Below are 23,654 nucleotides of genomic sequence, written 5' to 3' on the forward strand. Positions count from 1 at the left end.
TATACAGAGTGGGGGGAGGTAATGAAATATATGTACCCTAAAATCATCATTTTTTGATTTCCTTAGATTTAAATGAATCTAAAGTGATGATTTCATCGTTAAAATAATGGCTTTTGAAATCCATTAATGCGGGCGATAAGCGAGATTTGTCCAACATGATATGCTTCATGCGTATACACATGATTAAACAGCTAATTTAGTGTAGGTACTGAAGGTGGCATCCATCCATCTGAAAATTTAAGAATTTCGACTAGTTTATTGAGTAGCGAATCTCCTAATATATGTAATATGTCATCAGTATAGTCTCTAATTTGAATATAGCTATATAATATATCTTTAGGTGAACAAGCATCGTTAAGATTTAAAATACAACTTTTTTTAAGTCCAATTTCATTCACCCAATAGTCTTCGCTACTTGATATATGAGAAATTATCCAAGCTAGATTATTTGGATAGAAATCTGGTTTCTTAAACCAAAATTCCTCATCAAGATTGTTTAGGTAAGGTATCAAAATTTTTCTAAGATCATTACGATATGGAAGCAGCAAATCAATACATCCTTTCACTTATTAATATGTTTATTATAAATGAATTGATAAGAAGGGTTTTTAGAAATTATAAAAATACTTTATTTCATAGTTCAAGAAGTATATGGCTGGAGAATTAAATATTTGGAATGATCAATCGAAAGAAAATGTGACATAGTGAGGTGTAAATAATTGGACGAAAGATTGACTGAGAAATCAGTAGGTAATTTTAAATACGACTGAAAAACTTTAAACATAAATCGAATGAATTCAATGATTATGATACTTTCTTTGCTTATTGCAAAGCTGTTAAAAGGTTGGGAGAATTAGAAGGTGCAAATGAGTCAAAACTAATTAAAGAATGGTGCAAAGATGATGGAGGTGTCTCTGGTGGAGTTTCCCTATAGTAGAACCACCGTATGGTAGAACACCTTTAGACAGCGACGTCTCTAATTAAGTTACGCATTCTAGGAGAATTGTGTTGCCAATAGGAGTAAATGAATTTGAATAGTTTAATGTCGCACTTTGAGGATGAAGGATAGCAAATGGAACATTATTATAAAAACCAGCACTCTGTTTTATTGGCACTATTTAGAACTCTATATAAAAAAATCCCCACTAATACGTTTTAAACGTCCTTAGAAGGGATTTTACATTTATTAAATTATTAGTGGATTAGACATACCATAACATGAGAACCTAAACAACTAGCACAAGCAACAGCATCTACAACATTTCCACCAAATATTACTGACGCACATGCAGCACTACATATTTGTTTTGTTAGTTCAGGAGCATCATACCAATAGTTTTTTAAGCATTCCCATGAATCACTCCAATAACCTGCTTTAGCACTATTAGTTGATAAAAGGGAAACTTCTGAATTTTCATCGAAATAAACATGTTTATCAATTACCTTATTTGTACTTGCTTCAAGAGTCATACCAAGCATGTCTTCGTTATTTAATGTTGCATAAGTAACATTGATTTCATCATTCTCTACATCTAGAGTTGATTTCATTATGATAAATTCACCGACTTCACCAGTTGTTTTATCATAAGTAGTCAGTAATCGTATATCAAAACTTTCATTGTTCTTTTTATAAGGAATCATCAAACCATCTTTATTCTTACCGTAATCCATATATTCAGTATTTTGCCAATCAAAGTCTTCTCTACTGTATTCACTATGTGTGAACTTCTCTGCAATATCTAAATCCTCTTTTACTTCATTTACGACTACTAAGTTATTAAGAAAACCATTCTTTTCAATTTGCAAAGGTGCTTGTTGTGAACAACTTACAATCATTATGTTCATTTGTTTCTTTAGCCAAAGCACCTAAATTTACAGATAGGGGTTGAAATGCTAAAAGTATAATCATTACAAAAAGGATTAATTTTTACTTCATTTACTACTCCTTCTAACTTTAAATTTACTTTTTGAAAAATTTGTACCACGGCATACCTATAAAGAAAACAGCAAACAATAGGATGAGAAAATCATAGGTTTGTATCCCATCTGAAAAAAGGATTAGTAATACGGCTATCAATGCCAATACTCTAAGTAGGACTGATTTTTTCATTTAAGACCCCCATTCTTTTCTGATATTTCGGGAACAGTTTATACACATAAACCATTCATAGAAAATTTTAACATTAAAATGAATGTTTTCTATATAAATTCCAAATGTTTTTCTTTTATATTATGAAGTTTATTCTCTTCTATTAAATATGTGTAACATAAAGTTTCTGTTTTACATAAGCAGGTAGTAAAATTAAAAGTAGACAAGAAGAGTCAAAGTCTAGTTTTTTGAGAAAAGGGGTGTTTTTATTAGAATTTAAGATTTAATAGAGTGATAGATGTCAAAGGATTATTAAAATAAAGTAGCTTGTTTCTACATGTGTAAACATCTCTGAAAAAAAGTAGAAAAAAGAGCATACATACCAATTTGAAAAATTAAAGCAGTTGACTTTTCAGAGTATGTTTATGCTCAGAAAGGACAAAAATTAGCAGTTAATAATGAATCTACAGGTCAATTTAACTTTATTACTCAATTGGTAGATTCTAATAATAATATAGGAGATGAAGTATATTTCACTGATACTCAATATAGGACTGTACCAAGTTCTGGTAATTACAGGGTGAAAGTATATTGTAGTGATACATCAATAAAGGAAAGATGTACTGGAAGAGGTTCAGTCTCCCAATAAATATAAAGAGTAAGGATTTAAGTTCAAGTGTTAGTGAACTTAGATCCTTTTTCAATTATATTTTGTAATACAGCTAAATAATTCATACTTTTATTGAAATACTAAATATCGAAGGGAGATTTATTGAAAACAGTTCAGAGATTAATGCTTTATTTTATTGATTGGGGTGTAGCAAAATGGTTAAAAAAGTTTGTAATATTTTATTTATAATTAGTTGCATTTTTATTTTTACCTTTAGTGTTAATGTTTATGCAAATACTCAATCGTCCTCTTTAGTGGATAAATATTCTGAAGGAGGATATAAATCCCTTGACAGTGCTGTTCATGCGTTTGAAAAATACTACAAAACTGAAGTAAAGTTACCAACAATTCCTTCTACCATTTCATTTACACACAAATTCGGTAAATTTTATGTAGATTCTGAATATAATCTGAATACCACTTTAAACTTAATTTTTGTAAATGAACATATAAAAGAGAATATATTTAAAATTGATATTCGGTCTTTAAAACATAAATTGGACTTTGAAGGTGAAAGTTATCCACTCAAAGATGGTAGTAAAGGAGTTTATTTTGAACATCAAATATATACGTTCTTTGTCTTTGAAAAAAATAATTTGCAGTATATGTTCGGCATTCATAAAAAAGGTGCCGATTCCATCAAACCAGAGTTACTTGTTGAAATGGCAAATTCAATTTAGCTTTAAATAAAAACCAGGGACTACTTGTTTTTATTAAAAGTAAGTTGCAAACGCTGATTTTATACAGAAAGAAACCAACTGTTTTGAAACAAAGTTTGATCAAAACAGTTGGATCTTTATTTATCTAGTTTGGTTTTTATAAAAAAGTTTGGTTATTTCGGGATGTGAATATTCAATTAAAGCTACCCGTTAGCCATCCATGTAGCGCAAAAACCAGCGCTACACCACAGAAAATGAAAGAGGATTACGTTCTTTCATGGGAGTTTAATAAGAACAGCAACGCTTCTTCCACAATCGCGCCCGATTGCATAATACGAATTCTTTATCTCGCATTATGCAATCAGAATTTTTATAATACCTATTTGAACGAATACCTTGCTTTATTAGGTAATATATTTTATAACTAATTATGGAGGTGAAAAACTTGGAAATTAACAAAGAGGTTTTAAAAGGACATATTGATACAATAATCCTATCGTTATTGCGTAGCAGAGATATGTATGGATATGAATTAGCAAAATTTGTTCGTGAAAAAAGTGAAGACCAATTTGAATTAAAAGAAGGTACGCTTTATTTGTCTTTAAAGCGATTAGAAAAAAACAAATGGATTTCTTCATACTGGGGTGATGAACAGGGACCAGGCGGAAGAAGAAAATATTATAAACTTACACCTTTAGGTGAAGATGGTTTAGAAGAAAAGCGTGAGGAATGGAGATTTGTAAAAAAAATTATTGATACATTTATCGAAGGGGTAGATAAATTTGAAACAGATTGATAAATATGTTAATTCGGTTTATCAGAATGCAAGTGGAGATAAAAAAGCAATAGAAGAATTAAAGTTAGAGATGAAAAATCATCTTTTAGAAGCTGTAAGTGAATTAAAAGAGTCTGGGAGAACAGAGCAAGAAGCAATTAATATTGCAATTGAACGATTCGGCGAGGAAAAAGAAATGCGTTCTATTGTATCCCAGCTATTTAAAGTTCAAAAGGCATTTGCTAAATGGGTTCTTTATATTGGGATAGCCCTTTTACTTCTTTCAGCTGTTGTTTTTGCATACTTTTTAAATATTGGAAATGAAAGAACATCGGAGCAATCAATAATATCATACGAAATTGGCGATTTGATTGAAGACGATACTAAATTAACTAAATTAACAGAAGAGAAAATCAAAACATTACTAAGTAAAGCTAGTTATATAAAAAAGATGAATGTTTATCTAAATGAAGACAGAGAGACCTCTGTTTATAATTTAGATAAAGACATTAATCATACATTTTCTTTGGTATATAGTGACTTACATTATGGAAGTGATAATAGTTTTGTGGAAATTAAAGTTCTTGATTATCGTAATATTGGATTTCTTGCGATGCTTTTCGGACTTACATGCTTTGGAGTCCTTTTCTTTATTTGGGCTATAATAAATGTTTATCATAAAAGAAAAAGTCATAATGCTATTTGAAGGTTAAGAAAGTAATATTCCATAAATTTCAATAAAAAATAGCAACTGAGCGAATTCAGTTGTTATTTTTTATGTTATTCACATATCAAAATGTTTGCTAAAAGCAATGAATTTAAGTGTGATTTTTTGTTTTCTCCCCATCAACTGAAACAGTTAAATATATCAATAAAATGTATACCAACAAAATTAAGAACCCTACGGGAACATACGAACAAATTGTTTAGTAAGAAAAAGAATGGGCAGTCCACTACTTATTACGAATGCCCATAAATTTTAAAATTATTTGAACTGTTCAAAATGATTTGCGACCCATCGTTGATGATTTTCAGCCACATATTGTTCAACTGCTATTAAGCGATTCACTAACTCCTCTTTTGAAAGCTGCATATATTTCTTCTTAGCGTTATTTACATCACGTTCAGAAGAAATCCTTCTTAATGCTGTTTCGTCAAATTTAGAAGGTATTACTGTTTTTTTACGAGTATTCTTCACTTTGTACGTTCTGCTATGCTGTTTAAAATATTCATGTAGTTCCTCATTACGCTTAATGGTATTCATATGGATGCCTTTACCGTTGTCATCAAAAGATTTGGAATGCTCGCTAATGTTATAATAGGTTACAGGAGTTCCTTGTGCGACAAGAAAGTCGCCAATAGAAACAGAACGCTTCTTACGTTGCTGATGTACTTTATCAAGCCACTGATGTTTATCTAAATGGATTCCTTTTGGTGATTGGTTCATAGCTACGTTCCTCTCTATATTGTTTAATTAAATCAATCTCTTTCAATTCAATCTTCGCTTGTTTTGCCATCTCTTTCGCTTTTCGAACTTCGACCCCTAATCCCATTTGTTTAAATCGCCTTTCCATATCTTTTGATAATTGAATGACTTCTAATAATTCATCCTCTTGATCTGGTTCGGGTATTTTTGCTTTGCAACCTAAACATTGCATTTTAGTAGGGCAAATGTAATCTGTAACGCAAGTGCCACCCAATACTTTATTGAATACGCCAACTTTTTCTGCATGGGCATCAAATTCTTTTTGTAACTCTTGTGGACTTCTTAAATACACATCATCAATGTCTACATAACTTGAAATAACATCATGTAACTCACTTACTGATTCTGTTATTTGGGTAGGTGTAGGAGCTGAATAATACGCTGTTACGTTGAAATCCTTTTGATGCAACATTTTTGCGACAATATCAATCGGCATTTTTTGACGTTGAACAGCTTCTGTCGCAAATGGATGACGCAATAGGTGTGTTTTTATAGTTACAGCTTTTCCATCCTGCATCTCAAACAATAATCCATGAAGTAAAAATCGAATGGAACTGTATAAAGCAAAAATGCTCAATGCTTTCCCTGCATATTGGAAATAATAAGGCATAGGTGTGGGAAATAAGTACTTTCTATCATCTCTGTATGAGACACTTGGAATTTTATCACTGCCATAATGTGCTTTTAACATCCTTGATACCATTTGAATATGTTCCATCGTTTGTTTACTTATATAAAATTCTTCTAATGAATCTCTTCCTTTAGGAATAGTTCTATAGGAATAATGTAGCTTGTTGTTAATTTTCTTTACCTCAATACATTCTTTTGTATTACTAATTTGAAGTAATTCGTTCAGTCTTGCACCTGTTGTTGTTAAAATATCGATGGCTAATAACCCAAATGTACAAGCCACATAAAATGGCTCTACATCTATTAGTAAGCCTTCTGCTTTGCCCTTGTGTAAAGTGATAAAAGTTGAAGGGGTTAGTATGCCTTTATGCTTCGAATTAAACGGTTCTGTTTTTTGCTCGTTTTCAGACTCGTATCCCCATAAAAACAAGAAATTTAAAATCTTCTCGTGTTCTTCAACTGGTCTGTTGCTAAACCAAGCTCCTAATACATTCTGCTCAATTAATTCATTAAACCAAAACCCTTCTGGTACTGAATCGCTCTCTATTGATTCAACAAGAATAAACTCAAGGAAATAAGCATTATTTTCATCAGAATAAGTTGATTTTTTATGTTTTGCTCGCTTTATAACAGTCTCTGAAAACTCCTTTTGATGGTTCAGTACAAAGGAAGGTTTATCCCATAAGTGAAAATAAAATACTTCTCCAATCCGTTTGGGTTCTGCATAAGAAAATTCAATAGGCAATGATATTGAATCGGCTTCTACAATCTTTATTTGTTGCTGAAATGCATCTCTTAGTCTTTTTCATTTGATTCCATCGTAAATTCGGTTCGGCACGTATTGTTGGAAGATGGGGAACTATGGCATCAGTTTCATTTTTTCTAATATCTTGTGCTTCTTGAATTGCTAATTTGGTAAAGGAAAAGTCTCTTGAATCAAATGAAATAGGAGGAAGCAAAAATTGTTTATAATATAACTGTTCATCCAAAGTTAAATTATTCTCAATCTACTTTTGGGTATAATATAAATCCGCTCTATATGTACTTAATAATTCACTATTCATCCGATTTGATGCGTTAAAGCAAACTGTTAAAGGTAGAAAGGGGTGATTTTCTTTAAATACAAGTAGCTCATACTTACTTTCGATATGCTTTGGACAATACTCAAACCAATACAATAATTAACCTCCCTCAAAAAAACGAACGTTCTTATATTAATTTCCTTTTTAGTCATTGTACAGTGTTTAACTTTTTAATAAATGTAGATGGGAAAGATGGTCAAAATAAAATGCACATCACTAAATAATTTACAATTTAGTAATGTGCATTTTTATTAAATGTGTAACATTATAAATGAAACACTATTGAATAAGACTTCATGTACAATTACTTGTACTTAATCTTACAGAGTAGTACCTGGTTTTTTGAGGAATATCTACATCGTTTATTATCGAACATAACATTACTTCATTTGGTTATTTTTGGTATGAAACTATTCGTTTTAAGTAGAACCAAAAGGCTCAATCATTACAACTTTGTAAAATGGCGATAACTCTTCTACAAGCGGCTTAAAATCAAGTGCTGGTGTTCCTGTCCCAAAACCTGGTAGTAGCACGACTGTTTCTGTGCCTTGTCCTTGAATCAAAACATTCATATTTTTTCCATCCACTAATTTTTCTATCTTTTGAAAATTAATTCTTGATAGTCCTCCAAATGTTCAGTAATGGATAATGGATTAAACTACTATATGAATTTTGAGCGTCTAATTTGTAATAACAGTATACTTAGTCTTCATCTGGTTTGAGAATTAGTGTAAACGGAGGGGGAGGTAGGTTTACTTTAAATGCTGCATCATACCTAATGTTTAAATTCCGTTGAAGCTGCCTCTGTTGGAATTGCTAATGCTTAAGGTTTGCTAGCTGAATTTCAGGTTTGGCTACTTTAAATCAAGACACTTCACCACAATTTTTGCAAAACAACAAAATAAGTGGGGAGCCCGAAGCAATTAAAGATCTTATAGGTCTAACATTTCTATCACTAGATAATTTATCATGACCAAGCTAACCAGTTGCAAAGGCTACAGCTTGAAGTCTTACAAACTCATCGCATTCTCCTAACTTTCAAAACTACCTAAAACCATAAAATCTACAATAACGCCACTTACTGGATTTTCTGAACCTAATACACTAATTCCTAATACTGTGACACCACTAATATTTGTAATATTAGCAGAGACATATTTTCCAGTACTATTCTTTTCTCTCATTTGTACTCTTGGTCTTGCATTGATCGATGAATTTGTAGAATATACACTTGCCACGGCATAGTCAATCGTTGATAATAGTGGATTGCCATTAGCTAATGCATTGTCTGTAAAATAAAACGTAGCTATACCATTTGCGTCTGATGTAGCTTGCCCATAAACAATGCGCCTTTCTTTTTTGGGATTCGACTCTCCCGCTTTAAACACATGCAATAATGTTGGTGCTAGTGTGATGAATTCAATACTCATAGCCTTACCCCTTGTTATATTTTGGCATTATTACTATACTATGAATTTTTTATTCGTTTATTACTTCTTCACTGTCCTTGATGATTCTTGTTTAGAGAGGAAGTTGAAAGAAATGATTGAGTGAACTACTTTGAACAGAATGTGCATTTAAAAATATTTAGTATTACAGGTGGTGAGCCAATGATGAGTAAAAAATCTGTCTAAAATTAAAAAGCTGTAGCGTTGTTACACGCTACAGCTCAAATCGGTTAATGCTCTTTGTTGGTTTAGTCATATAGCATTATAACATACTGGAGAGCAAAATGGTGTTAAAAGGATAACAGGTAGCTACTACAGATCATTTATGGGTGATAATAGTAGCTATATTCATGCAAAGATAGCCATGTACGAAATCAAGAGGGATGCAAGTAATCAAGTGTTAATTACAGCAGCTTATTTAGTAGTCAAAATTATAAAATGAAGGCATACGAGCAAGCGATTGCAGAGTACAACAGATGCAGCCATGATCCCACTTATGCAACTCATACTGTTAGTCAGTTCCTTGATTTCGCAGATTGTCTCCTAGTAGCATTCATGTTAGAGCTTATGCTAGATTTTGAGAAATTTTGTTTTACTAGTATAATTGGAATATATTCGTTATTGTGTTTTGAGATGGGAGAAATGTATGAAAGATCGTAAGCAAGTGGTCATCGAAGCAACATTGCAATTATTTACTGAAAAAGGGTATCAGCACACATCAGTTCAAGATATTTTAGATAAAGCCAATATTTCAAAGGGGACATTTTATAACTATTTTTCATCCAAAAATGAATGTCTTTCAGCTGTGCTCGAACAAAATCGTCTAGAAAGAAATGTTTTAAAAGAGGAAATTCTAGTCGGCAAGAAAATAGATGATATAGAAGTTTTAGTTGAACAATTAATCGCTTCCTTAAGGATTAAAGAAAAATATAACTTAATGCCTTTATTTCGAGAAATCTCTTTTTTGCATGATGAAGAGTTGCAAAAAATTCTTGCTGAACACCGTTTTTATGAAATCACATGGCTAAAAAATAGATTTTATGATATTTATGGGGAGGATGGAAAGCCTTATTATTATGAGTGTGCAATCATATTTTTTGGTACGTTCCAGTATATATCCTTTTATTGGAATTTAGCAACTAAGACAACAATTGATATAAAAAAGGTAGTCTACAGATCGATAAAGTATGTAGAAAGTTTTCTTCCAGAAATGATTGAGAGTGGAGAAATATTATTAGAGCCAAATGATATGTATTTGCTTGAAATGGATTCAGCGTACAAGCCGATCACAAACGATCAAATTCAAAAGAAACTAGAACTGTTTTATAAAAAAATATCGACGGTTGAGCTTCATCCAAAATCAACGGAACTAACGACGTTGCTTTTGGATGAAATGAGTAGAGAAAAGCCGCGCATAAGCGTTTTAGAACTCATTATCCAACCATTTCGTAGTTCTTTTTCTGACACAATTTATAAATATGAAGCGGAAGAAATCGCTAATCTTTGCTGGCTTTATATGAAAAGTCCAAACAAAGCATAATGACCAGACCAGCTTTTTCTCATAAAGTTGGTCTTTTTCGTCTATCCATGGCCAAATTAATAGGGCGTTGCAATTACTAATTCAGGAAATATTATTTGCATTTTACATTACAGCTTTATGTAGAAAGGTCGTGATGAAAGTCAGGGGATTATGGTTAACCACAATAAAAGTATTGTTAGAATTAATAAGAATTGTTTTGATTTTTCTCATTTTTGGATGCTTGCTGTGGGGAGGCGTAAGGCTTATTTATACTACTTTACGAATAAATGTCGATGGTACTTACGGAGGCTGGCTAGGAGGAATCGCCATATATTTTTTATTGTTTGTCCTCTATCGTAATAAACTACAATTTTCAGGTTTTTATGATGGCCCAAAGCAACAAAAACTACCTAGAAAAATAACTTACATTTTAGTTACTGGCTCTATTTTTCTATTAATACTTCCGCTGTTGCTCTCGATTAAATAGCGTCTTGATTTTATGCATTGCCCCACTTTTACGTGGTATATAATGGATATGACTAAAAGTAAAGGAGTTAGGACGATGCCAGAATTTAAGAAGAGGGCAGAAGTATCTTTTATCACGAATATATCCCGATTTGATTACCTGAAAGAACAACTACAAGAAGTAGCTGGAAAATTTAATTTCAATCATCTTCAGCTTTCCAAAATAGTTGATTTACCGATAAATGAGCTGGAAAGTTTGCTAAATGGTAAGGGGAATATTACGACTGACCAGCAGGAAATAATAGAGCATAAATTAGCCAAGTTATGTTTTGGTTTTCAAGGTTTTGATGCAAAAGAAAGAGCAACATTGCTCTTGAATGATCTCGTTAAGGATTACATGTTTTCAACAGCAAGTATCGCAAAAATAATTCATGTAGAAGAAAAGGAACTCAACGATTTTAGACAAGCACAAGTAATGGATAGAGAGGCAGAATTGAAAATATGTGTGAATGTGATTCTGCTACATTTTGTTTTACATAACTAATAAGCCCACATCGCCTTTACACGGGAATTGCCAGAAGAGATATAGAAGGATATTATTATCCATTTCATTATGACGAAATGCAAAATGGTGTATTGACAGACAAACTTTGTATACAGATTAGCGGATGATATTTATAGATCGAAATCCTACCCGTTAGTCTCGCGATGACAACCACTCCTTGAAGAGTGGTTTTTTGTTGTTTCCGACATAATAGTTATAGGCGCTTTCTGTATATTGAATGTAGACATAAGTTTTTGTATAAAAATATCGTTTAACTCTCAAAATAAAAGAAAATTTGATTGATCGTGGGGTACTCTAATGGAGAATATGATGATGGAACTGAGCTCTAAGTTTGCAGATCATGATGATTTTTTCGTGGAGGAAGAGCTAATAGATCAAACAACCATCTATCTTATGGGATTTAAAACATTGATTGATTTTGCCAAGTCCAATCTATACATTCGGCAAATGGCTGCTTCATCTGCCTCAGTAGGGGAGCTTTTTACAAACCTTAGTGATCAACTTGATATGGATATTGAACAAATTGTCAATGCTGTTTTGGAGGGGAAATTGATCGTCTTATCTCAAGGAGGACGCCAAAATGCGATAGTTGATCCTATTTCCATCAATTTAACAAGAAGTATTGAAGAACCGAAAAATGAAAGCCCTATTCAAGCTTCTATGGATGCATTTGTTGAAGATATTCATGTAAATGTTGGACTTATTCGAAAAAGGCTGAAAACGGCAAGGCTCTCTCATTGTACCTTTCAAGTGGGCGAGCTAGAAAAACGTAATTTGTCCATGTTATATATCAATGGAAGAGCATCAAGTGATCTTATTGAAAAAGTCAATCAGCAGTTAAAAGAAATTGATACGGATATTGAATCCATTGATGATTTGAACAAGTATTTTGGTGTTCGGAGAGGGAGTCCTGTTAGTCATTTTTTCCCGACAGAAGTGCCGATACAAGCCATTCATGCATTAAAAAAGAATAGAATTGTCCTTTTCTTAGACAATTACCCTTTCGCCCTAGTTTTTCCACATCTATTGCCAGATATGTTTAGTATTGTGAATGATCGAAACTTCCCGTATGTGCTATCAGTTATGCTTCGCGTTCTTCGGGTCGTAGGCGCTATACTGACACTCATTCTGCCAGCATTGTATGTCGCGTTAGTATCTGTCAATCCTGAGATATTCAAATTTGATCTTGCATTATTTGTGGCAAAAAGCAGAGAAGGGATTCCTGTTCCTGCTTTGCTTGAAACGATCATCATGGTCGTATTAATTGATTTAATATTAGAAGCGATTGTAAGACTGCCGAAAAGTATTGGACCGACCATTTCAATGGTAGGAGGCGTTATATTAGGCCAAGCAATGGTTGAAGCGAAATTAGTCAGTACCTTATTAGTAATTGTCATTACAGCCATTGTTATTTCAAGCTCGGTCGTAGCAGGTATTCAAAATTCGTTATACATTCGTTTATTAAAATATCCTATTTTAATTTTAGCATCTATTTTCGGCATTCTTGGTATATTTACTGGTTTAGCACTTACTGGCATTTATTTGGCGAGTTTAACTTCATTTAATATTCCGTATACGACATTTCGCTTGAAAAGAGAAGGAGATACTAAGTGACCCATAGGTTTCAAATTGGTATAGTTTTTTTTATTATCCATTTAAGCTTTGGTTTTCTGCTTTACCCTGATCTCATCTATTCGTTGACAGATGCGGGGCATTGGTTAGTCATTTTGTGTCAGGGTGTATTGCAATTAATGTTAATTTCACTCTACATTAAAGGTTTGAATTTTTTTCCTAATCAAGATATTATTGATATTTATTTAAAAATGGGACGGTTGGTTGCATTCATCATCCTGCTACCATTTGTCCTGAATTTAACGGTACTTGTTGCGCTTAATATCCGTACCTATACAGAGGTAATTAATTCTTTATTTTTATTACGAACACCGCATTGGCCAATAGCCTTATTGCTTTATTTTATATCGGCTTATACGGCAACAAAAGGCTTAGGGACAATATTGCGATCTTCCGTATTTATTTTTTTTATGATTACTCCTTTCATACTGTTTATCATTGTCTCTTCCATAGTAAATTTTGATTTTCATAATGGATTCCCAATACGAAATTCATCGTTTGAGTTCTTACTAGATATCCATTTTTACTATCTCATTGGATTTTCAGCATTTTTATTTTTAGGATTTATGGTTTCTAAAAAACCATTGGTATTTCGAGATATTTTTATAGCCTGGTTTTCTGTCATCATGGTTTACTTAGCCTTTGTTTATATACCACTTTTTATTTTTGGACAAGAAACAGTTGTTACCATGTCCTTACCCTTTGTAGTAGCGGTGGACTCAGTTGATATTCGTTGGCTAGCTTTTAACCGCCAAACGATGTTCTTTGGTATTTCTTCAATTGGCTTTATGTTAATTTTTAATGCTGTGATGCTTTGGATGATTAGTCAAATTATGCAGAAATTATTCAGCAGGCTTCACGTAAAATCAGCATGGTGGATTATGATCTTTTCACTTATTGGATATACTGCAGGATTATTTATTCCGAATCAAGTTTGGACAAATACATTGATTTTGTTAAATAGAGGGGCTCAAGTTTATTTTATGCTTATGATCCCTGTAACGGTATATATCTATGGCATTGTGATAAAGAGAAAGGTGACGAACGATGAAAGAAAATCATCCTTGTAGCATGCTCATTATATGTATGTTTTTGCTATTACCTTTTCTTGGCGGATGCTGGGATGTAAAAGATATCGATAAAAGATTACTACCTTTGGTTATAGGTATTGCTAAGGAGAATGAGGACTATCATGTGACGCTGCAAATCCCCATTACACAAAAGGAAAATGAAGTATCAAGAATTGTAACAGGCAAAGCTGATACGGTTTTAAAGGTGCTAGGGGAAGTTCGTACAAACTCTGAAGAAGCAGTGGATTACTCCCATATAGAATTAATTGTCATTCAAAGCAACTTGGCGGCCGATCAAGCGGAATTAAGGGAGCTCATAAAATTTTTAATGGATTCGGAAGAAATCCCTTCGAGAGCATTGTTAACCATAACTGATGATAAAATCGACAAAGTCCTTTCCAACATTAACGATAAATTAGGGGTGAATGCGACTTCCATTTACAATTACTTTAACAAAGGGGCAGGGTGGGCACCTGAGATAACAAGCATTCATATTTGGGAAGTATACCGAAGTCTATTTTCTTATACAAAAGATATTACAGTTCCAGTTGTTCGTGCTGGAAATGATACAGTGTTAGTCTATGAAGGCTCTATGGTGTTGAAAAATGGTGAATTAATGGCAAGAATTAATTCAGATGAAAGCCAGCTAAGTAAGCTATTTCAAAACGCGAATGCAAAGGGGAAAATCGAAAGCCTTGATTTAGCGAGTATTATGGTGGTCAACAGTTCCCTTAAAAATAAAGCCTCTTTGAAGAACAATAAACCCGTTGTGGCAAGTCATTTAAAATTAAAAATCGATATTTTAGAGAGAAAAAAAGATGTGTCAAATGACCAAATTATGAAAGAGCTAACAAAGCTTATGGAAAAACGGTTTTATGATATGTTTGAACAAGCCCAAGCAAATGGGGTGGAGATTTTCGGATTTGGACAACTCTTTCGTGATCAGCTCTCCTATCAAGAACTAAGGAACTGGAGAGAAGGCTTCTATCCTCACTTGAAGGTGGATTTCCAGGTGAATGTGAGTGTAGACTCGTAACTATCTTGTGGCATAAGGAAGGGCAGAAATGTTGCTTGCACAACACTTCTGCCCTTAATCAATCGCTATTTTTTCGTAATGCGCTCGAAAAATTCGACGGTTTTATTCATATCTGTAACATGTTCATTGCACGTCTTACTATCCGCACAAATGTAATTGCTATGGGAGGTAAATGTGCCAACGACCTGTCCTTTGATCGAGGTAGTAAACAAGCCAACATCTGCATGGCGATTACAGATGGCGCAAATGCCGCGTACAGTGCTGTTGGCAAATGTGCCTTTAATACCTGCTAACTGTCCATTTTGATCAAGGACAACGTATTTTCGATGTGTGCCAGGGTCATCCCATGCAAGATAACAAATTCGCTGGAAATCGAGTGCTTCTAGATTTGGCAGCTTTAGCTTTTTCTCCTTTTTAAATAAGGTTTTAAGCGTACTGGCTGTCACTGGCTTGAACGGGATGACATATGGCTTTAATTGTTCTAAAAAGGCATCCCCTTGCGCCCGATCTGTTATAGCAAAAAGTTGTTCAATCAGCTTTGTTTCCGTTGCTGATAACTCTAATTTTGTCGTTACCTCTGTATCCACAAGGCCCCGAACGGCTAGGATGACGTTTTTATCGTTCGTTGTCGTAAGAGCATGTAAAATTTTATTTAATTGCTGTTCTAGTAAATGATAATTAGCGACCGTTAAAAACGGCTGAATTGTTTGTTGTTCCATTTGAAATCTCTCCTGTTTAGTAGGCTATTTTATAAACTTTTGGCCTAAAGAGATCATTCAATTTTAGGTTATTTGTATAACTTAATCTAGACCTCTTTGACCTAAAGAAGACGTTCTAGAGCAAGCATTACAAGTGAATGCGTTCATGTCGATTCCTCCTTGAAAGAAAACTACGATTATTATAACATCTTTTGACATTTTGATAAATGCTAAAGCTCTGTTTATTTTCTGAATTGTTTGATAGGTAGGAAATTGGTATAATGGTCTAAATTGGTTGACAGAGGGGGACTTTTTATGAAACAGATGACTGCATGGAAAACAACGCTTACTTGGAGAATTTATCAATTGTAGGAGGCATTATGATACTCAATAAACAAGGCTTTGATTTATGGGCGGACGGATATGATCGAACCGTGCAACTAAGTGAAGAAAATAATCAATATCCATTTGCAGGCTATAAAGCGATTTTAAATAAAATTTTTAATGAAGTAATGGAGGTTCCCGCTTCCACTGTTTTAGATATTGGCTTTGGGACAGGTGTATTAACAGCGAAGCTTTATGAACATGGGCACGCCATCAATGGCCTCGATTTCTCATCCAATATGATCGCCATTGCGAAGGAAAAAATGCCACAGGCCAACTTAATCGAGTGGGACTTAACGAAAGGCTTGCCACCAGCGCTATTACAGCAATCATACGACGCCATTGTTAGTACGTATGTGCTTCATCATTTTACAGATGAGCAGAAGATTACGTATATTACACAATTACTACGGCAGCTAACGCCAACTGGTAAAATATTAATTGGCGATGTTGCCTTTGAAACAAGAGCGCAGCTGGAACAATGCCGTCAAGACAGCAAAGGTTACTGGGATGATGATGAATTTTATTTTGTCCATGAGGAGCTAAAAGCCTCGTTACAGGATATTTGTCAGCTTATATTTTATCCGCTATCGCATTGTGGTGGGGTTTTTGTGATAAAAGCTATTACGAGATAAAATGACAGTTCCTCTCCACATAAAAGGAGCTATCGAATGGATAGCTCCTTTTCCCTGTTAAGCAAACATCGACAAAATATATTTGCCAGATAGAATAGATAGCGAGTGCACTCATGACAGAGATGCCTGGTTTAAACCAGCTAAAGGCTAGCATAGTAAATAACAGCATACCAACCGCTCCAAAAACGGTGTTTTGTAAGACGGTATGAAAGGTATCTTCCTTCCTATTTTTCATTTGCATGCCTATATTAATTATAAGCGTGAGTATTGGCAGGCTGTACAAAAATCAATACTTAGATTGGCTTAGCAGCAGCGCTAACACCATAATGGTGCCACCTACTAAAAAATAGAGAAAGTATAACATAGGATGCTTTCAATTAAATTCAGAAGAAAGTAATGATACTGTGGAAAATGCTTGTGTACAATTACCTCTTCATCCTATTTAGCAAAATATGCAGAAAGATAGGTGGGGACAAAAAATAGAGAGACTATTTCTGAGAAGGCGTGTCTCACTCAATCTATTCAAAAGAAATATCTGAAAATATAAACTTTAATAAGCTATCTTTTAATATATCGCTTTATACGATATAATCGTATAAAGCGATATATCAAAGGGGTTAGCATGATGATTAAAGAGATAAATGACTATTTTACAACGATATTCTATCATCTACATACAACACATGAGGATGTTATTTCCCATCAAAGCGTACGTATTTTACAGATGATTCAAAAGGAAGAGGAAGTCACGGTGCGTGATATTGCAGGATTATTAAATATTTCTCATAATACAGCATCAGAGCATGTGAAAAAGCTAGAGCGGCATGGCTGGGTGACGAAAGAACGAGGGCGTGACGACCAGCGTAAAGTGATACTTCATTTAACAGCAGAAGGTCTACAGGTGCTGAAGAAAAACTCGGAGTTAGATGATGCTAAGCTACAGCAAGCCCTTCATCAGCTAACTGAACAAGAACAGCAAGCCATCCTCCAGGCATTTCGACGTCTAAGTGAGGTGGCAAAATAATGTATACATTTTTTAAAATCCTGAGCTCAGCAGCCATCATTGGTATTGTGACAGAGGTGGCACGAAGGTTTCCTACCTATGGCGGAATTATTGCCGCATTACCATTGGTCAGTATTTTAAGTATTATTTGGCTAACGGTGCAAAGTGAGCCAAGTGAGCATATTCAGCGTTTTACAGTGGGTGTCATCGTTGGTTTACCAGCAACGATGTGTATGCTTTTTGTTATTTATATGGCGATGAAATCCTCGATGCATATTGTACTCGCCATTGGTCTCGGTGTGCTGTCATGGGCTGTGTTCCTAAGCATACAAAAGGCCATTGCAGGTGTTTTTCATATTTCAATGTAAAAGGGGGGAATTTTATATGACAATTATGGCTATTCATCAAGTGCCAAAACAAGAGGTAAACCAATTTTTTCAGGAGCATTGGGGTTCGACCGAGATGGTCATTTCCAGTGGTATCTATAACTGTAGTGAATTAGACGGCTTTGTTTTTGTAAATGAGCAACAAGCAATGATTGGTTTGATCACCTACATTATACGAGAAAGGGACTGTGAAATCATTTCATTAGATAGTACAGTCGAGGGCAAAGGCATTGGGACAGCTCTTGTGAAAGCCGTCGAACAGACAGCGGTGGAACAAAACTGTGCAAGCATTTCTTTAATTACCACAAATGATAATTTGCATGCCTTAAAGTTCTATCAAAAACGAGGGTATTGTTTAATAGAAATACTGCGTAATGCAGTTGAAAAAGCGAGGGTCTATAAGCCTTCTATCCCATTAATCGGCGATGACGGTATTCCGATACGAGATGAAATACGTTTACAAAAACAACTTGACTTCCAATAAGTCAGGTTGTTTTTTGTTATACTGTGGATGAGGAAAGAGAGGGAAAGCATGAAAAAAATACTATTTATTTTAGTACTGAGTGTGCTTGTGGTCGGAGCTGTTTTTATGATTTATCTCAAAAGTAATCCACCACTCGCCATCGAAAGCTATACAAGTAAGCAGGGGAATGAGGCAGTCAAAATCATTGCACTTGAGAATAAGGGCTTGCGTGATATCAAGCTAACACAGCTACTTGTCAATGACCGGCTTCCTGAGAGTACAGAGCTTGTCATTAGTAAGTCAGAACCATTCGAGGCGGAAACTAAGCTAGAGGGAAATGAGCATCTATCCTTTCATAAGTTATCACAGCGTACGATTTTACCTCGGCAATACATAGATCCACAAGCCATTGGCAAGGAGCCTCAGCATTATGCGGTTCAAGTCCAAGCTCCTGATATCAGGAAAATAACGATTCAATATGAATATTTAAAAATACCCTTTACGCTAACTGCTGAGCTACAAGCAAACAAATAACCAATTGCAGAGCAAATTTTGTCTTATCCTTTATGCCTGTGTCAATTTCTAAGATTGTTTGATGAAAAGCACCTATTCCTCCTAAATCATGGTAATCTTATAGTAACAGCAATTGTGATACTAGGAGGGACCTAATGGCATTTATCATTTGTGGTATAGTACTATTTATCTGTGTTATCACTGTGGTTTTAGTGTTTAGGAAAAAGTTTTCAAAAAATGATATTATGCTTGACGTGACAGCCACCTGTGAAGGGAGAAATGAAGACAAACAAGCAATTATGAAAATATATTTTACGTATTCCATTGGTCGTCTTGTCACAAGGAAACGAGATATCATAGGTAGTATTGAGTGGTCTGAAGGGTGGATGCCTGTCAGCTATAACTTAAAAGAGCATGGTGTTTATCGTGAGGAAAAACTTCTCTATGCAACGAACGAGCAGTCTTATTCTACCTTTGAAATCAATGCGATGAATGCTATTGATGAACAAGGTCGAGGAGAGGGCTATGTTGTCCTTGTACTGGAAAAGCCGAATCCTTCTCATATGTCCAGAGCAGGTGTTGTACTAGCTGTCACTGCCAATATGGTTACCTATCAATTAGCAGACTCGACCAGCTGGCACAATGATGTGGTAGTCCATTAGCTATCCAATTTATTGGATAGCTTTTTTGGTGCTTAAAAGTAAATTTAGGCCGTTTATGGAACCAAATGGTGGGAATATCGTATAGAAAGAGGAAGGACTTGTAGGGTGAAGGAGGATATGGATGTCCAAATGTTCAAGCAATAGCTATGACTTAAAGCTAGTCGCAATCGATGAGCAAATATGTGCACTTTTACAGCAACGTAAAGAGGTATGCAGTCATACCCCAGGTTTTCCCTCAGATGAAATCATTTCGGAATGGGCACAGCAATATGGTTTCGATCACACTTTTTTAGCTATGTTCTTTCACTTAATGAGAAGAGAAAAATACTATAATCCAAAAGTAGAACCAACAGGCTTCCGTCACTATATCCCTGTGTTACAAACGGTAGAAAAGGGAGGGCGATTGTATACGCTTTCTTCTATTCGTCAATATGAAAATGCCAGTATTGTGCAGTTATTAGTTGATTGGGATGAGCAGCAAGAACCAGAGCAAACGATTCAACAAAAATTAGAGCGAAAACATCTTGGTCTATTCATTGATGAGCCCTATGAATGCCAAATTAGAGGTACAAGAGGCTCGAATGGGCATGAAAGCAGTACATTTATTGTGACACCACCCTTGCCAGAAGATATCCAAGGATTTGATTTTGTTTTTACACAATACGAAGATGTTTTTGAAGAAAAACCTACAGGATGGACTGTCACCATACATGGTTAGGAGGAATGTTCAATGAAAAAATGGCTTTTTCCATTGGTCATCGTAGTCATTCTAGTAGCGGCCTGTCAAAGCCCTGAGCAAGAGGTGCACTATATTGCCAAAAGTGAGCATTGGAAAGCGATCTATCACAGTAATGGTGATGAGGGTTTACGCTTATTTTATCTAGGGAATCATGATGATCTGGGACCCTTAGAAATCACGATTGAGGGGACAAAAGAATCCCAAAGTTTAAGCGATGTTCAGTTAAATAAAGATGGCTATTATTCCTTCACAAAGAAAGAAAGTGAGAAAATTTTTAAACGAGAGACAAAGCCAATGGTTCATGTGCAATGGCAATCTGATAGCGAGACTTTAGAAGTGAAAAATCATTAGGAGATAATAAAAATATGCGAATTGAACAACGCGAGGATGTAGTCATCATAAATGGATTGGAGATTAGTGGATCTATTCAAAAAAACAAAAAATGCACCACATGTCAAAGTCAGATTATTTATGATGACACGTTCGATAGTTATTTTTGTGCAAGCTGTAATGAGTGGCTTGAGGAGGCATGTGAAGATCCGCATTGCACCTACTGCGTCCAACGACCAGACTCCCCATTGTCAGACAATCGCTAAATTTTTTTATTTTCATGTTTGACAAAAAATCCATGATTCGTTATAGTAATTAACAATTTCATACAAAAATGAAATAAGCAATGATAAGGATAAGAGATTCGATTAACCATTTTCAGAGAGGGAAGTACTGGCTGCAAGCTTCCTAATGTTGTGATCCCATCTTACTACCTTGGAGCTGTGCTTGGAAACTTGCACCGTCTTTTGCTACGTTACAGCAAAGTCAATGAGCCACTAGCACATAAACTAGTGGGAATTTGGGTGGAACCACGGGTAATAAACACATACTCGTCCCTTCTTAGGGGCGGTTATGTGTTTTTTTATTTTGATTCAGCAAATATTTTTTGTATCGAAAGCATAGCGGCAGATATAGAAGACCCTTTCCGAAGGGGAACGGAATCAAGATAAAAAGCCTCTGGCGGATGTCCTAGATTTTGAAGAGTAGCTTTTCGAGCTTGCTTGAAAAAAATCAGGACACAATTACCCTGAGGCGTAAATGATTTTATAACAAAAAAGGAGTAGAGAACATGTCAAATCAAGATATTCACATTCAATTTCCAGATGGTCAACAGCAAACTTTTACAAAAGGCGTGACACTAACCGATATTGCGCAAGCTATTCGTCCTGAGCTTCGCAAAAAGGCAGTAGCAGGAAGTGTTAATGGAACCATCGTTGATTTGACGCACCCGATTACAGCAGATGCTCAAATTTCATTGTACGATGCAAGCTCGAAGGAAGGGATCGAGGTTATTCGCCATTCAACAGCTCATCTATTAGCTCAGGCGATTAAACGACTTTACCCCCATGCCCAATTTGGGGTAGGACCAGTGATTGAAAATGGTTTTTATTATGATATAGAGATTGCAGATACGCTAACACCGAGTGATTTGCAGCAAATTGAGAAAAAGATGAAACAAATTGTGCAGGAAAATGTCCCGATTCACAGGCGCGAAGTGTCACGACAAGAAGCCAAACAATTATTTGTGCATGATGCGTTAAAGCTAGAACTGTTGGAGGCAATACCTGCGAATGAGACAGTAACGATTTATGAGCAAGGAGAGTTTTACGATTTATGTCGCGGCCCTCATGTTCCAGCCACAGGTAAGTTGCAGCACTTTAAATTAATGCAAGTGTCAGGTGCGTATTGGCGTGGCGATAGCAACAATCAAATGCTCCAGCGTATTTATGGAGTAGCTTTTGCCACAAAAGAAGAATTGCACAATCATTTTGTATTTTTGGAGGAAGCGGAAAAACGGAATCATCGCAAGCTAGGCAAAGAACTATCGTTATTTATGTTTTCAGAGGAAGCACCTGGCATGCCTTTTTATTTAGCAAACGGTCAAATTTTACGCAATGAGCTGGAATCGTATTTGCGCAATCTACAAGCGAAGTATGACTATAGAGAAGTACGGACTCCACTGATGATGAACCAACGTCTCTGGGAGCAGTCGGGACATTGGGACCACTATAAGGATAATATGTATTTTACACAGGTCGATGATCAGAGCTTTGCCTTAAAGCCCATGAACTGCCCTGGTCATATGCTGATTTTTAAAAATTCCTTACACTCTTATAGAGATTTACCCATTCGTATGGCGGAATTTGGGCAAGTGCACCGACATGAATTTAGTGGAGCCTTGAATGGTCTATTACGTGTACGTTCATTTTGTCAGGATGATGCCCATATTTTCGTAACACCACAGCAAATTGAAGATGAAATTGCCTTGGCATTAAACATTATTGATGAAGTGTACAACGTCTTTGGCTTCGAGTATACGATTGAATTATCGACACGACCAGATGATTATATGGGTGATTTGGCTTTGTGGGATCAAGCGGAGGGGGCACTGGAAAATGTCCTCAAGAATTTAGGTATTGCCTATACGATTAATGAGGGCGATGGGGCATTCTATGGACCGAAGATTGACATCCATATTAAGGATGCCATCCAGCGCAGTCATCAGTGTGCAACGGTTCAGCTTGATTTCCAGCTACCGGAGAAATTTGATTTAACGTATATTAATGAAAATAATGAAAAAGTAAGACCTGTTGTTATTCATCGGGCAGTGTTTGGCTCGATTGACCGCTTCTTAGGTATTTTAATTGAACATTTCAGCGGAGCATTTCCGACTTGGCTTGCACCACAGCAAGTACTAGTGATTGGTGTAGCAGACGTGCATCAAGCTTATGCTAAGCAAGTAGTAGAAGCTTTACAACAGGAACAAATTCGTGTGCAATTAGATGATCGTCAAGAAAAGCTCGGTAAAAAGATACGCGAAGCCCAATTGCAAAAAATACCGTATATTATTGTTATTGGTGATCGAGAGGTTGCCAATCAAAGTGTAGCTGTACGTAGACATGGTCAGCAAGATTCCACTGACAAAACACTACAGCAGTTACGAGATGAAATAAAGACAGCCATCCAACAAAAAAGTTTATCTTAATAGTCAGC

27 protein-coding genes and 1 pseudogene are annotated in these 23,654 nt (G+C 35.1%); 18 read left to right on the top strand and 10 right to left on the bottom strand.

All coding sequences use genetic code 11. The annotated features are described in order from the left end of the window. Nucleotides 1-191 precede the first annotated feature (191 nt). Together MHI22_RS03270 and MHI22_RS03275 are read right to left on the bottom strand one after the other, a co-directional pair. Nucleotides 192-548, bottom strand: coding sequence for a DinB family protein (locus MHI22_RS03270; protein ID WP_340811032.1), 357 nt, complete (start codon nt 546-548; stop codon nt 192-194). A gap of 646 nt (nt 549-1,194) precedes the next feature. Further along, nucleotides 1,195-1,845 (bottom strand): hypothetical protein, encoded by a 651-nt coding sequence (locus MHI22_RS03275; protein WP_340811033.1) that lies wholly within the window; start codon nt 1,843-1,845, stop codon nt 1,195-1,197. 1,069 nt (nt 1,846-2,914) lie between these two features. Here MHI22_RS03275 and MHI22_RS03280 point away from each other — a divergent pair. The 3 genes from MHI22_RS03280 to MHI22_RS03290 all read left to right on the top strand — a co-directional run bounded on the left by MHI22_RS03280 (nt 2,915) and on the right by MHI22_RS03290 (nt 4,899). After that, nucleotides 2,915-3,439 (top strand): hypothetical protein, encoded by a 525-nt coding sequence (locus tag MHI22_RS03280; protein ID WP_036122515.1) that lies wholly within the window; start codon nt 2,915-2,917, stop codon nt 3,437-3,439. Between the two features lie 424 nt (nt 3,440-3,863). Beyond that, a complete protein-coding gene (locus MHI22_RS03285) occupies nt 3,864-4,214 on the top strand; it encodes a PadR family transcriptional regulator (RefSeq protein WP_340811035.1) in 351 nt (116 codons plus the stop codon). Further along, nucleotides 4,201-4,899 (top strand): permease prefix domain 1-containing protein, encoded by a 699-nt coding sequence (locus MHI22_RS03290; protein ID WP_340811036.1) that lies wholly within the window; start codon nt 4,201-4,203, stop codon nt 4,897-4,899. The genes MHI22_RS03285 and MHI22_RS03290 overlap by 14 nt, the downstream gene beginning before the upstream one ends. 279 nt (nt 4,900-5,178) lie before the next feature. Here the strand turns inward: MHI22_RS03290 and MHI22_RS03295 are convergent, their stop codons facing one another. The 6 genes and pseudogenes from MHI22_RS03295 to MHI22_RS03320 all read right to left on the bottom strand — a co-directional run bounded on the left by MHI22_RS03295 (nt 5,179) and on the right by MHI22_RS03320 (nt 8,821). Then, complete coding sequence (locus MHI22_RS03295) at nt 5,179-5,640, bottom strand: hypothetical protein (protein ID WP_340811037.1); 462 nt, start codon at nt 5,638-5,640, stop codon at nt 5,179-5,181. Further along, the gene (locus MHI22_RS03300) at nt 5,606-7,054 is read right to left on the bottom strand and encodes a site-specific integrase (RefSeq protein WP_340811038.1); all 1,449 of its coding nucleotides are present in this window, start codon (nt 7,052-7,054) and stop codon (nt 5,606-5,608) included. Before MHI22_RS03300 ends, MHI22_RS03295 begins: the two co-directional genes overlap by 35 nt. Further along, nucleotides 7,044-7,298, bottom strand: coding sequence for a hypothetical protein (locus MHI22_RS03305; protein ID WP_340811039.1), 255 nt, complete (start codon nt 7,296-7,298; stop codon nt 7,044-7,046). The genes MHI22_RS03300 and MHI22_RS03305 overlap by 11 nt, the downstream gene beginning before the upstream one ends. Before the next feature lie 18 nt (nt 7,299-7,316). Beyond that, nucleotides 7,317-7,487 (bottom strand): hypothetical protein, encoded by a 171-nt coding sequence (locus MHI22_RS03310; RefSeq protein WP_340811040.1) that lies wholly within the window; start codon nt 7,485-7,487, stop codon nt 7,317-7,319. A gap of 332 nt (nt 7,488-7,819) precedes the next feature. Then, nucleotides 7,820-7,978 (bottom strand): annotated as a pseudogene (locus MHI22_RS03315) (alpha/beta fold hydrolase); the annotation flags it as partial. A gap of 444 nt (nt 7,979-8,422) precedes the next feature. Beyond that, nucleotides 8,423-8,821 carry a hypothetical protein gene (locus MHI22_RS03320; RefSeq protein ID WP_036122512.1) on the bottom strand — a complete coding sequence of 133 codons (399 nt, stop codon included), beginning with the start codon at nt 8,819-8,821 and terminating at the stop codon, nt 8,423-8,425. Nucleotides 8,822-9,485: 664 nt separating this feature from the next. Between MHI22_RS03320 and MHI22_RS03325 the strand changes: the two genes are divergently transcribed. The 6 genes from MHI22_RS03325 (at nt 9,486) to MHI22_RS03350 (ending at nt 15,126) form a co-directional block, all read left to right on the top strand. Continuing rightward, nucleotides 9,486-10,379, top strand: a complete 894-nt coding sequence (locus MHI22_RS03325; protein WP_058843115.1) for a TetR/AcrR family transcriptional regulator — start codon at nt 9,486-9,488, stop codon at nt 10,377-10,379. Nucleotides 10,380-10,551: 172 nt separating this feature from the next. Continuing rightward, nucleotides 10,552-10,845, top strand: a complete 294-nt coding sequence (locus MHI22_RS03330) for a hypothetical protein (protein WP_231744946.1) — start codon at nt 10,552-10,554, stop codon at nt 10,843-10,845. Nucleotides 10,846-10,920: 75 nt separating this feature from the next. Further along, on the top strand, nt 10,921-11,367 hold the full coding sequence (locus MHI22_RS03335; protein ID WP_101966622.1) for an HTH domain-containing protein: 447 nt from the start codon (nt 10,921-10,923) through the stop codon (nt 11,365-11,367). A gap of 318 nt (nt 11,368-11,685) precedes the next feature. Beyond that, nucleotides 11,686-13,002: a spore germination protein gene (locus MHI22_RS03340; RefSeq protein WP_080717066.1), complete on the top strand. Its 1,317-nt coding sequence runs from the start codon at nt 11,686-11,688 to the stop codon at nt 13,000-13,002. Continuing rightward, nucleotides 12,999-14,090, top strand: a complete 1,092-nt coding sequence (locus MHI22_RS03345) for a GerAB/ArcD/ProY family transporter (RefSeq protein WP_058843117.1) — start codon at nt 12,999-13,001, stop codon at nt 14,088-14,090. Before MHI22_RS03340 ends, MHI22_RS03345 begins: the two co-directional genes overlap by 4 nt. Then, entirely contained in the window at nt 14,068-15,126 is a 1,059-nt protein-coding gene (locus MHI22_RS03350; RefSeq protein WP_340811043.1) for a Ger(x)C family spore germination protein, read from the top strand. Before MHI22_RS03345 ends, MHI22_RS03350 begins: the two co-directional genes overlap by 23 nt. A 65-nt stretch (nt 15,127-15,191) precedes the next feature. Here the strand turns inward: MHI22_RS03350 and MHI22_RS03355 are convergent, their stop codons facing one another. Next, on the bottom strand, nt 15,192-15,845 hold the full coding sequence (locus MHI22_RS03355; RefSeq protein WP_036122498.1) for a FusB/FusC family EF-G-binding protein: 654 nt from the start codon (nt 15,843-15,845) through the stop codon (nt 15,192-15,194). 311 nt (nt 15,846-16,156) lie between these two features. Here MHI22_RS03355 and MHI22_RS03360 point away from each other — a divergent pair, with 311 nt between their 5' ends. After that, nucleotides 16,157-16,843 (top strand): class I SAM-dependent methyltransferase, encoded by a 687-nt coding sequence (locus MHI22_RS03360; protein ID WP_340811045.1) that lies wholly within the window; start codon nt 16,157-16,159, stop codon nt 16,841-16,843. On the opposite strand, the gene MHI22_RS03365 is transcribed toward MHI22_RS03360, so the two are convergent. Beyond that, nucleotides 16,833-17,078, bottom strand: a complete 246-nt coding sequence (locus MHI22_RS03365; RefSeq protein ID WP_340811047.1) for a hypothetical protein — start codon at nt 17,076-17,078, stop codon at nt 16,833-16,835. The two genes, MHI22_RS03360 and MHI22_RS03365, sit on opposite strands and share 11 nt — an antisense overlap. A 390-nt stretch (nt 17,079-17,468) precedes the next feature. On the opposite strand from MHI22_RS03365, the gene MHI22_RS03370 reads away from it, so the two are divergent. The 8 genes from MHI22_RS03370 (at nt 17,469) to thrS (ending at nt 23,646) form a co-directional block, all read left to right on the top strand. Next, on the top strand, nt 17,469-17,867 hold the full coding sequence (locus tag MHI22_RS03370; protein WP_271913280.1) for a MarR family winged helix-turn-helix transcriptional regulator: 399 nt from the start codon (nt 17,469-17,471) through the stop codon (nt 17,865-17,867). Further along, on the top strand, nt 17,867-18,214 hold the full coding sequence (locus MHI22_RS03375; RefSeq protein ID WP_036122492.1) for a DUF3147 family protein: 348 nt from the start codon (nt 17,867-17,869) through the stop codon (nt 18,212-18,214). Before MHI22_RS03370 ends, MHI22_RS03375 begins: the two co-directional genes overlap by 1 nt. Before the next feature lie 16 nt (nt 18,215-18,230). Next, nucleotides 18,231-18,716, top strand: coding sequence for a GNAT family N-acetyltransferase (locus MHI22_RS03380; RefSeq protein WP_036122490.1), 486 nt, complete (start codon nt 18,231-18,233; stop codon nt 18,714-18,716). Between the two features lie 48 nt (nt 18,717-18,764). Further along, a complete protein-coding gene (locus MHI22_RS03385; RefSeq protein WP_058843179.1) occupies nt 18,765-19,229 on the top strand; it encodes a hypothetical protein in 465 nt (154 codons plus the stop codon). Nucleotides 19,230-19,363: 134 nt separating this feature from the next. Further along, nucleotides 19,364-19,870, top strand: coding sequence for a hypothetical protein (locus MHI22_RS03390; RefSeq protein WP_271913282.1), 507 nt, complete (start codon nt 19,364-19,366; stop codon nt 19,868-19,870). Between the two features lie 121 nt (nt 19,871-19,991). Then, entirely contained in the window at nt 19,992-20,588 is a 597-nt protein-coding gene (locus MHI22_RS03395) for a hypothetical protein (RefSeq protein ID WP_340811050.1), read from the top strand. Nucleotides 20,589-20,600: 12 nt separating this feature from the next. Next, nucleotides 20,601-20,960: a hypothetical protein gene (locus MHI22_RS03400; protein WP_058843181.1), complete on the top strand. Its 360-nt coding sequence runs from the start codon at nt 20,601-20,603 to the stop codon at nt 20,958-20,960. A 769-nt stretch (nt 20,961-21,729) separates the two neighbouring features. Next, entirely contained in the window at nt 21,730-23,646 is a 1,917-nt protein-coding gene (gene thrS, locus MHI22_RS03405) for a threonine--tRNA ligase (protein WP_340811051.1), read from the top strand. The last annotated feature ends 8 nt before the right edge of the window (nt 23,647-23,654 follow it).

Origin of the sequence: Lysinibacillus sp. FSL L8-0312 (assembly GCF_038003285.1) — a bacterium.
In the GTDB taxonomy this organism is placed as follows: Bacteria; Bacillota; Bacilli; order Bacillales_A; family Planococcaceae; genus Lysinibacillus; species Lysinibacillus fusiformis_D.

What these genes read in the sequence shown, in the direction of transcription:
- MHI22_RS03320 (WP_036122512.1), bottom strand. Translation starts at nt 8,821, where the DNA reads ATGAGTATTGAATTCATCACACTAGCACCAACATTATTGCATGTGTTT.
- MHI22_RS03335 (WP_101966622.1), top strand. Translation starts at nt 10,921, where the DNA reads ATGCCAGAATTTAAGAAGAGGGCAGAAGTATCTTTTATCACGAATATA.
- MHI22_RS03390 (WP_271913282.1), top strand. Translation starts at nt 19,364, where the DNA reads ATGGCATTTATCATTTGTGGTATAGTACTATTTATCTGTGTTATCACT.
- MHI22_RS03295 (WP_340811037.1), bottom strand. Translation starts at nt 5,640, where the DNA reads ATGAACCAATCACCAAAAGGAATCCATTTAGATAAACATCAGTGGCTT.
- MHI22_RS03365 (WP_340811047.1), bottom strand. Translation starts at nt 17,078, where the DNA reads ATGAAAAATAGGAAGGAAGATACCTTTCATACCGTCTTACAAAACACC.
- MHI22_RS03355 (WP_036122498.1), bottom strand. Translation starts at nt 15,845, where the DNA reads ATGGAACAACAAACAATTCAGCCGTTTTTAACGGTCGCTAATTATCAT.
- MHI22_RS03400 (WP_058843181.1), top strand. Translation starts at nt 20,601, where the DNA reads ATGAAAAAATGGCTTTTTCCATTGGTCATCGTAGTCATTCTAGTAGCG.
- MHI22_RS03280 (WP_036122515.1), top strand. Translation starts at nt 2,915, where the DNA reads ATGGTTAAAAAAGTTTGTAATATTTTATTTATAATTAGTTGCATTTTT.
- MHI22_RS03275 (WP_340811033.1), bottom strand. Translation starts at nt 1,845, where the DNA reads ATGAACATAATGATTGTAAGTTGTTCACAACAAGCACCTTTGCAAATT.
- MHI22_RS03380 (WP_036122490.1), top strand. Translation starts at nt 18,231, where the DNA reads ATGACAATTATGGCTATTCATCAAGTGCCAAAACAAGAGGTAAACCAA.
- MHI22_RS03350 (WP_340811043.1), top strand. Translation starts at nt 14,068, where the DNA reads ATGAAAGAAAATCATCCTTGTAGCATGCTCATTATATGTATGTTTTTG.
- MHI22_RS03340 (WP_080717066.1), top strand. Translation starts at nt 11,686, where the DNA reads ATGGAGAATATGATGATGGAACTGAGCTCTAAGTTTGCAGATCATGAT.
- thrS (WP_340811051.1), top strand. Translation starts at nt 21,730, where the DNA reads ATGTCAAATCAAGATATTCACATTCAATTTCCAGATGGTCAACAGCAA.
- MHI22_RS03370 (WP_271913280.1), top strand. Translation starts at nt 17,469, where the DNA reads ATGATTAAAGAGATAAATGACTATTTTACAACGATATTCTATCATCTA.
- MHI22_RS03395 (WP_340811050.1), top strand. Translation starts at nt 19,992, where the DNA reads ATGTCCAAATGTTCAAGCAATAGCTATGACTTAAAGCTAGTCGCAATC.
- MHI22_RS03385 (WP_058843179.1), top strand. Translation starts at nt 18,765, where the DNA reads ATGAAAAAAATACTATTTATTTTAGTACTGAGTGTGCTTGTGGTCGGA.
- MHI22_RS03375 (WP_036122492.1), top strand. Translation starts at nt 17,867, where the DNA reads ATGTATACATTTTTTAAAATCCTGAGCTCAGCAGCCATCATTGGTATT.
- MHI22_RS03325 (WP_058843115.1), top strand. Translation starts at nt 9,486, where the DNA reads ATGAAAGATCGTAAGCAAGTGGTCATCGAAGCAACATTGCAATTATTT.
- MHI22_RS03360 (WP_340811045.1), top strand. Translation starts at nt 16,157, where the DNA reads ATGGAAAACAACGCTTACTTGGAGAATTTATCAATTGTAGGAGGCATT.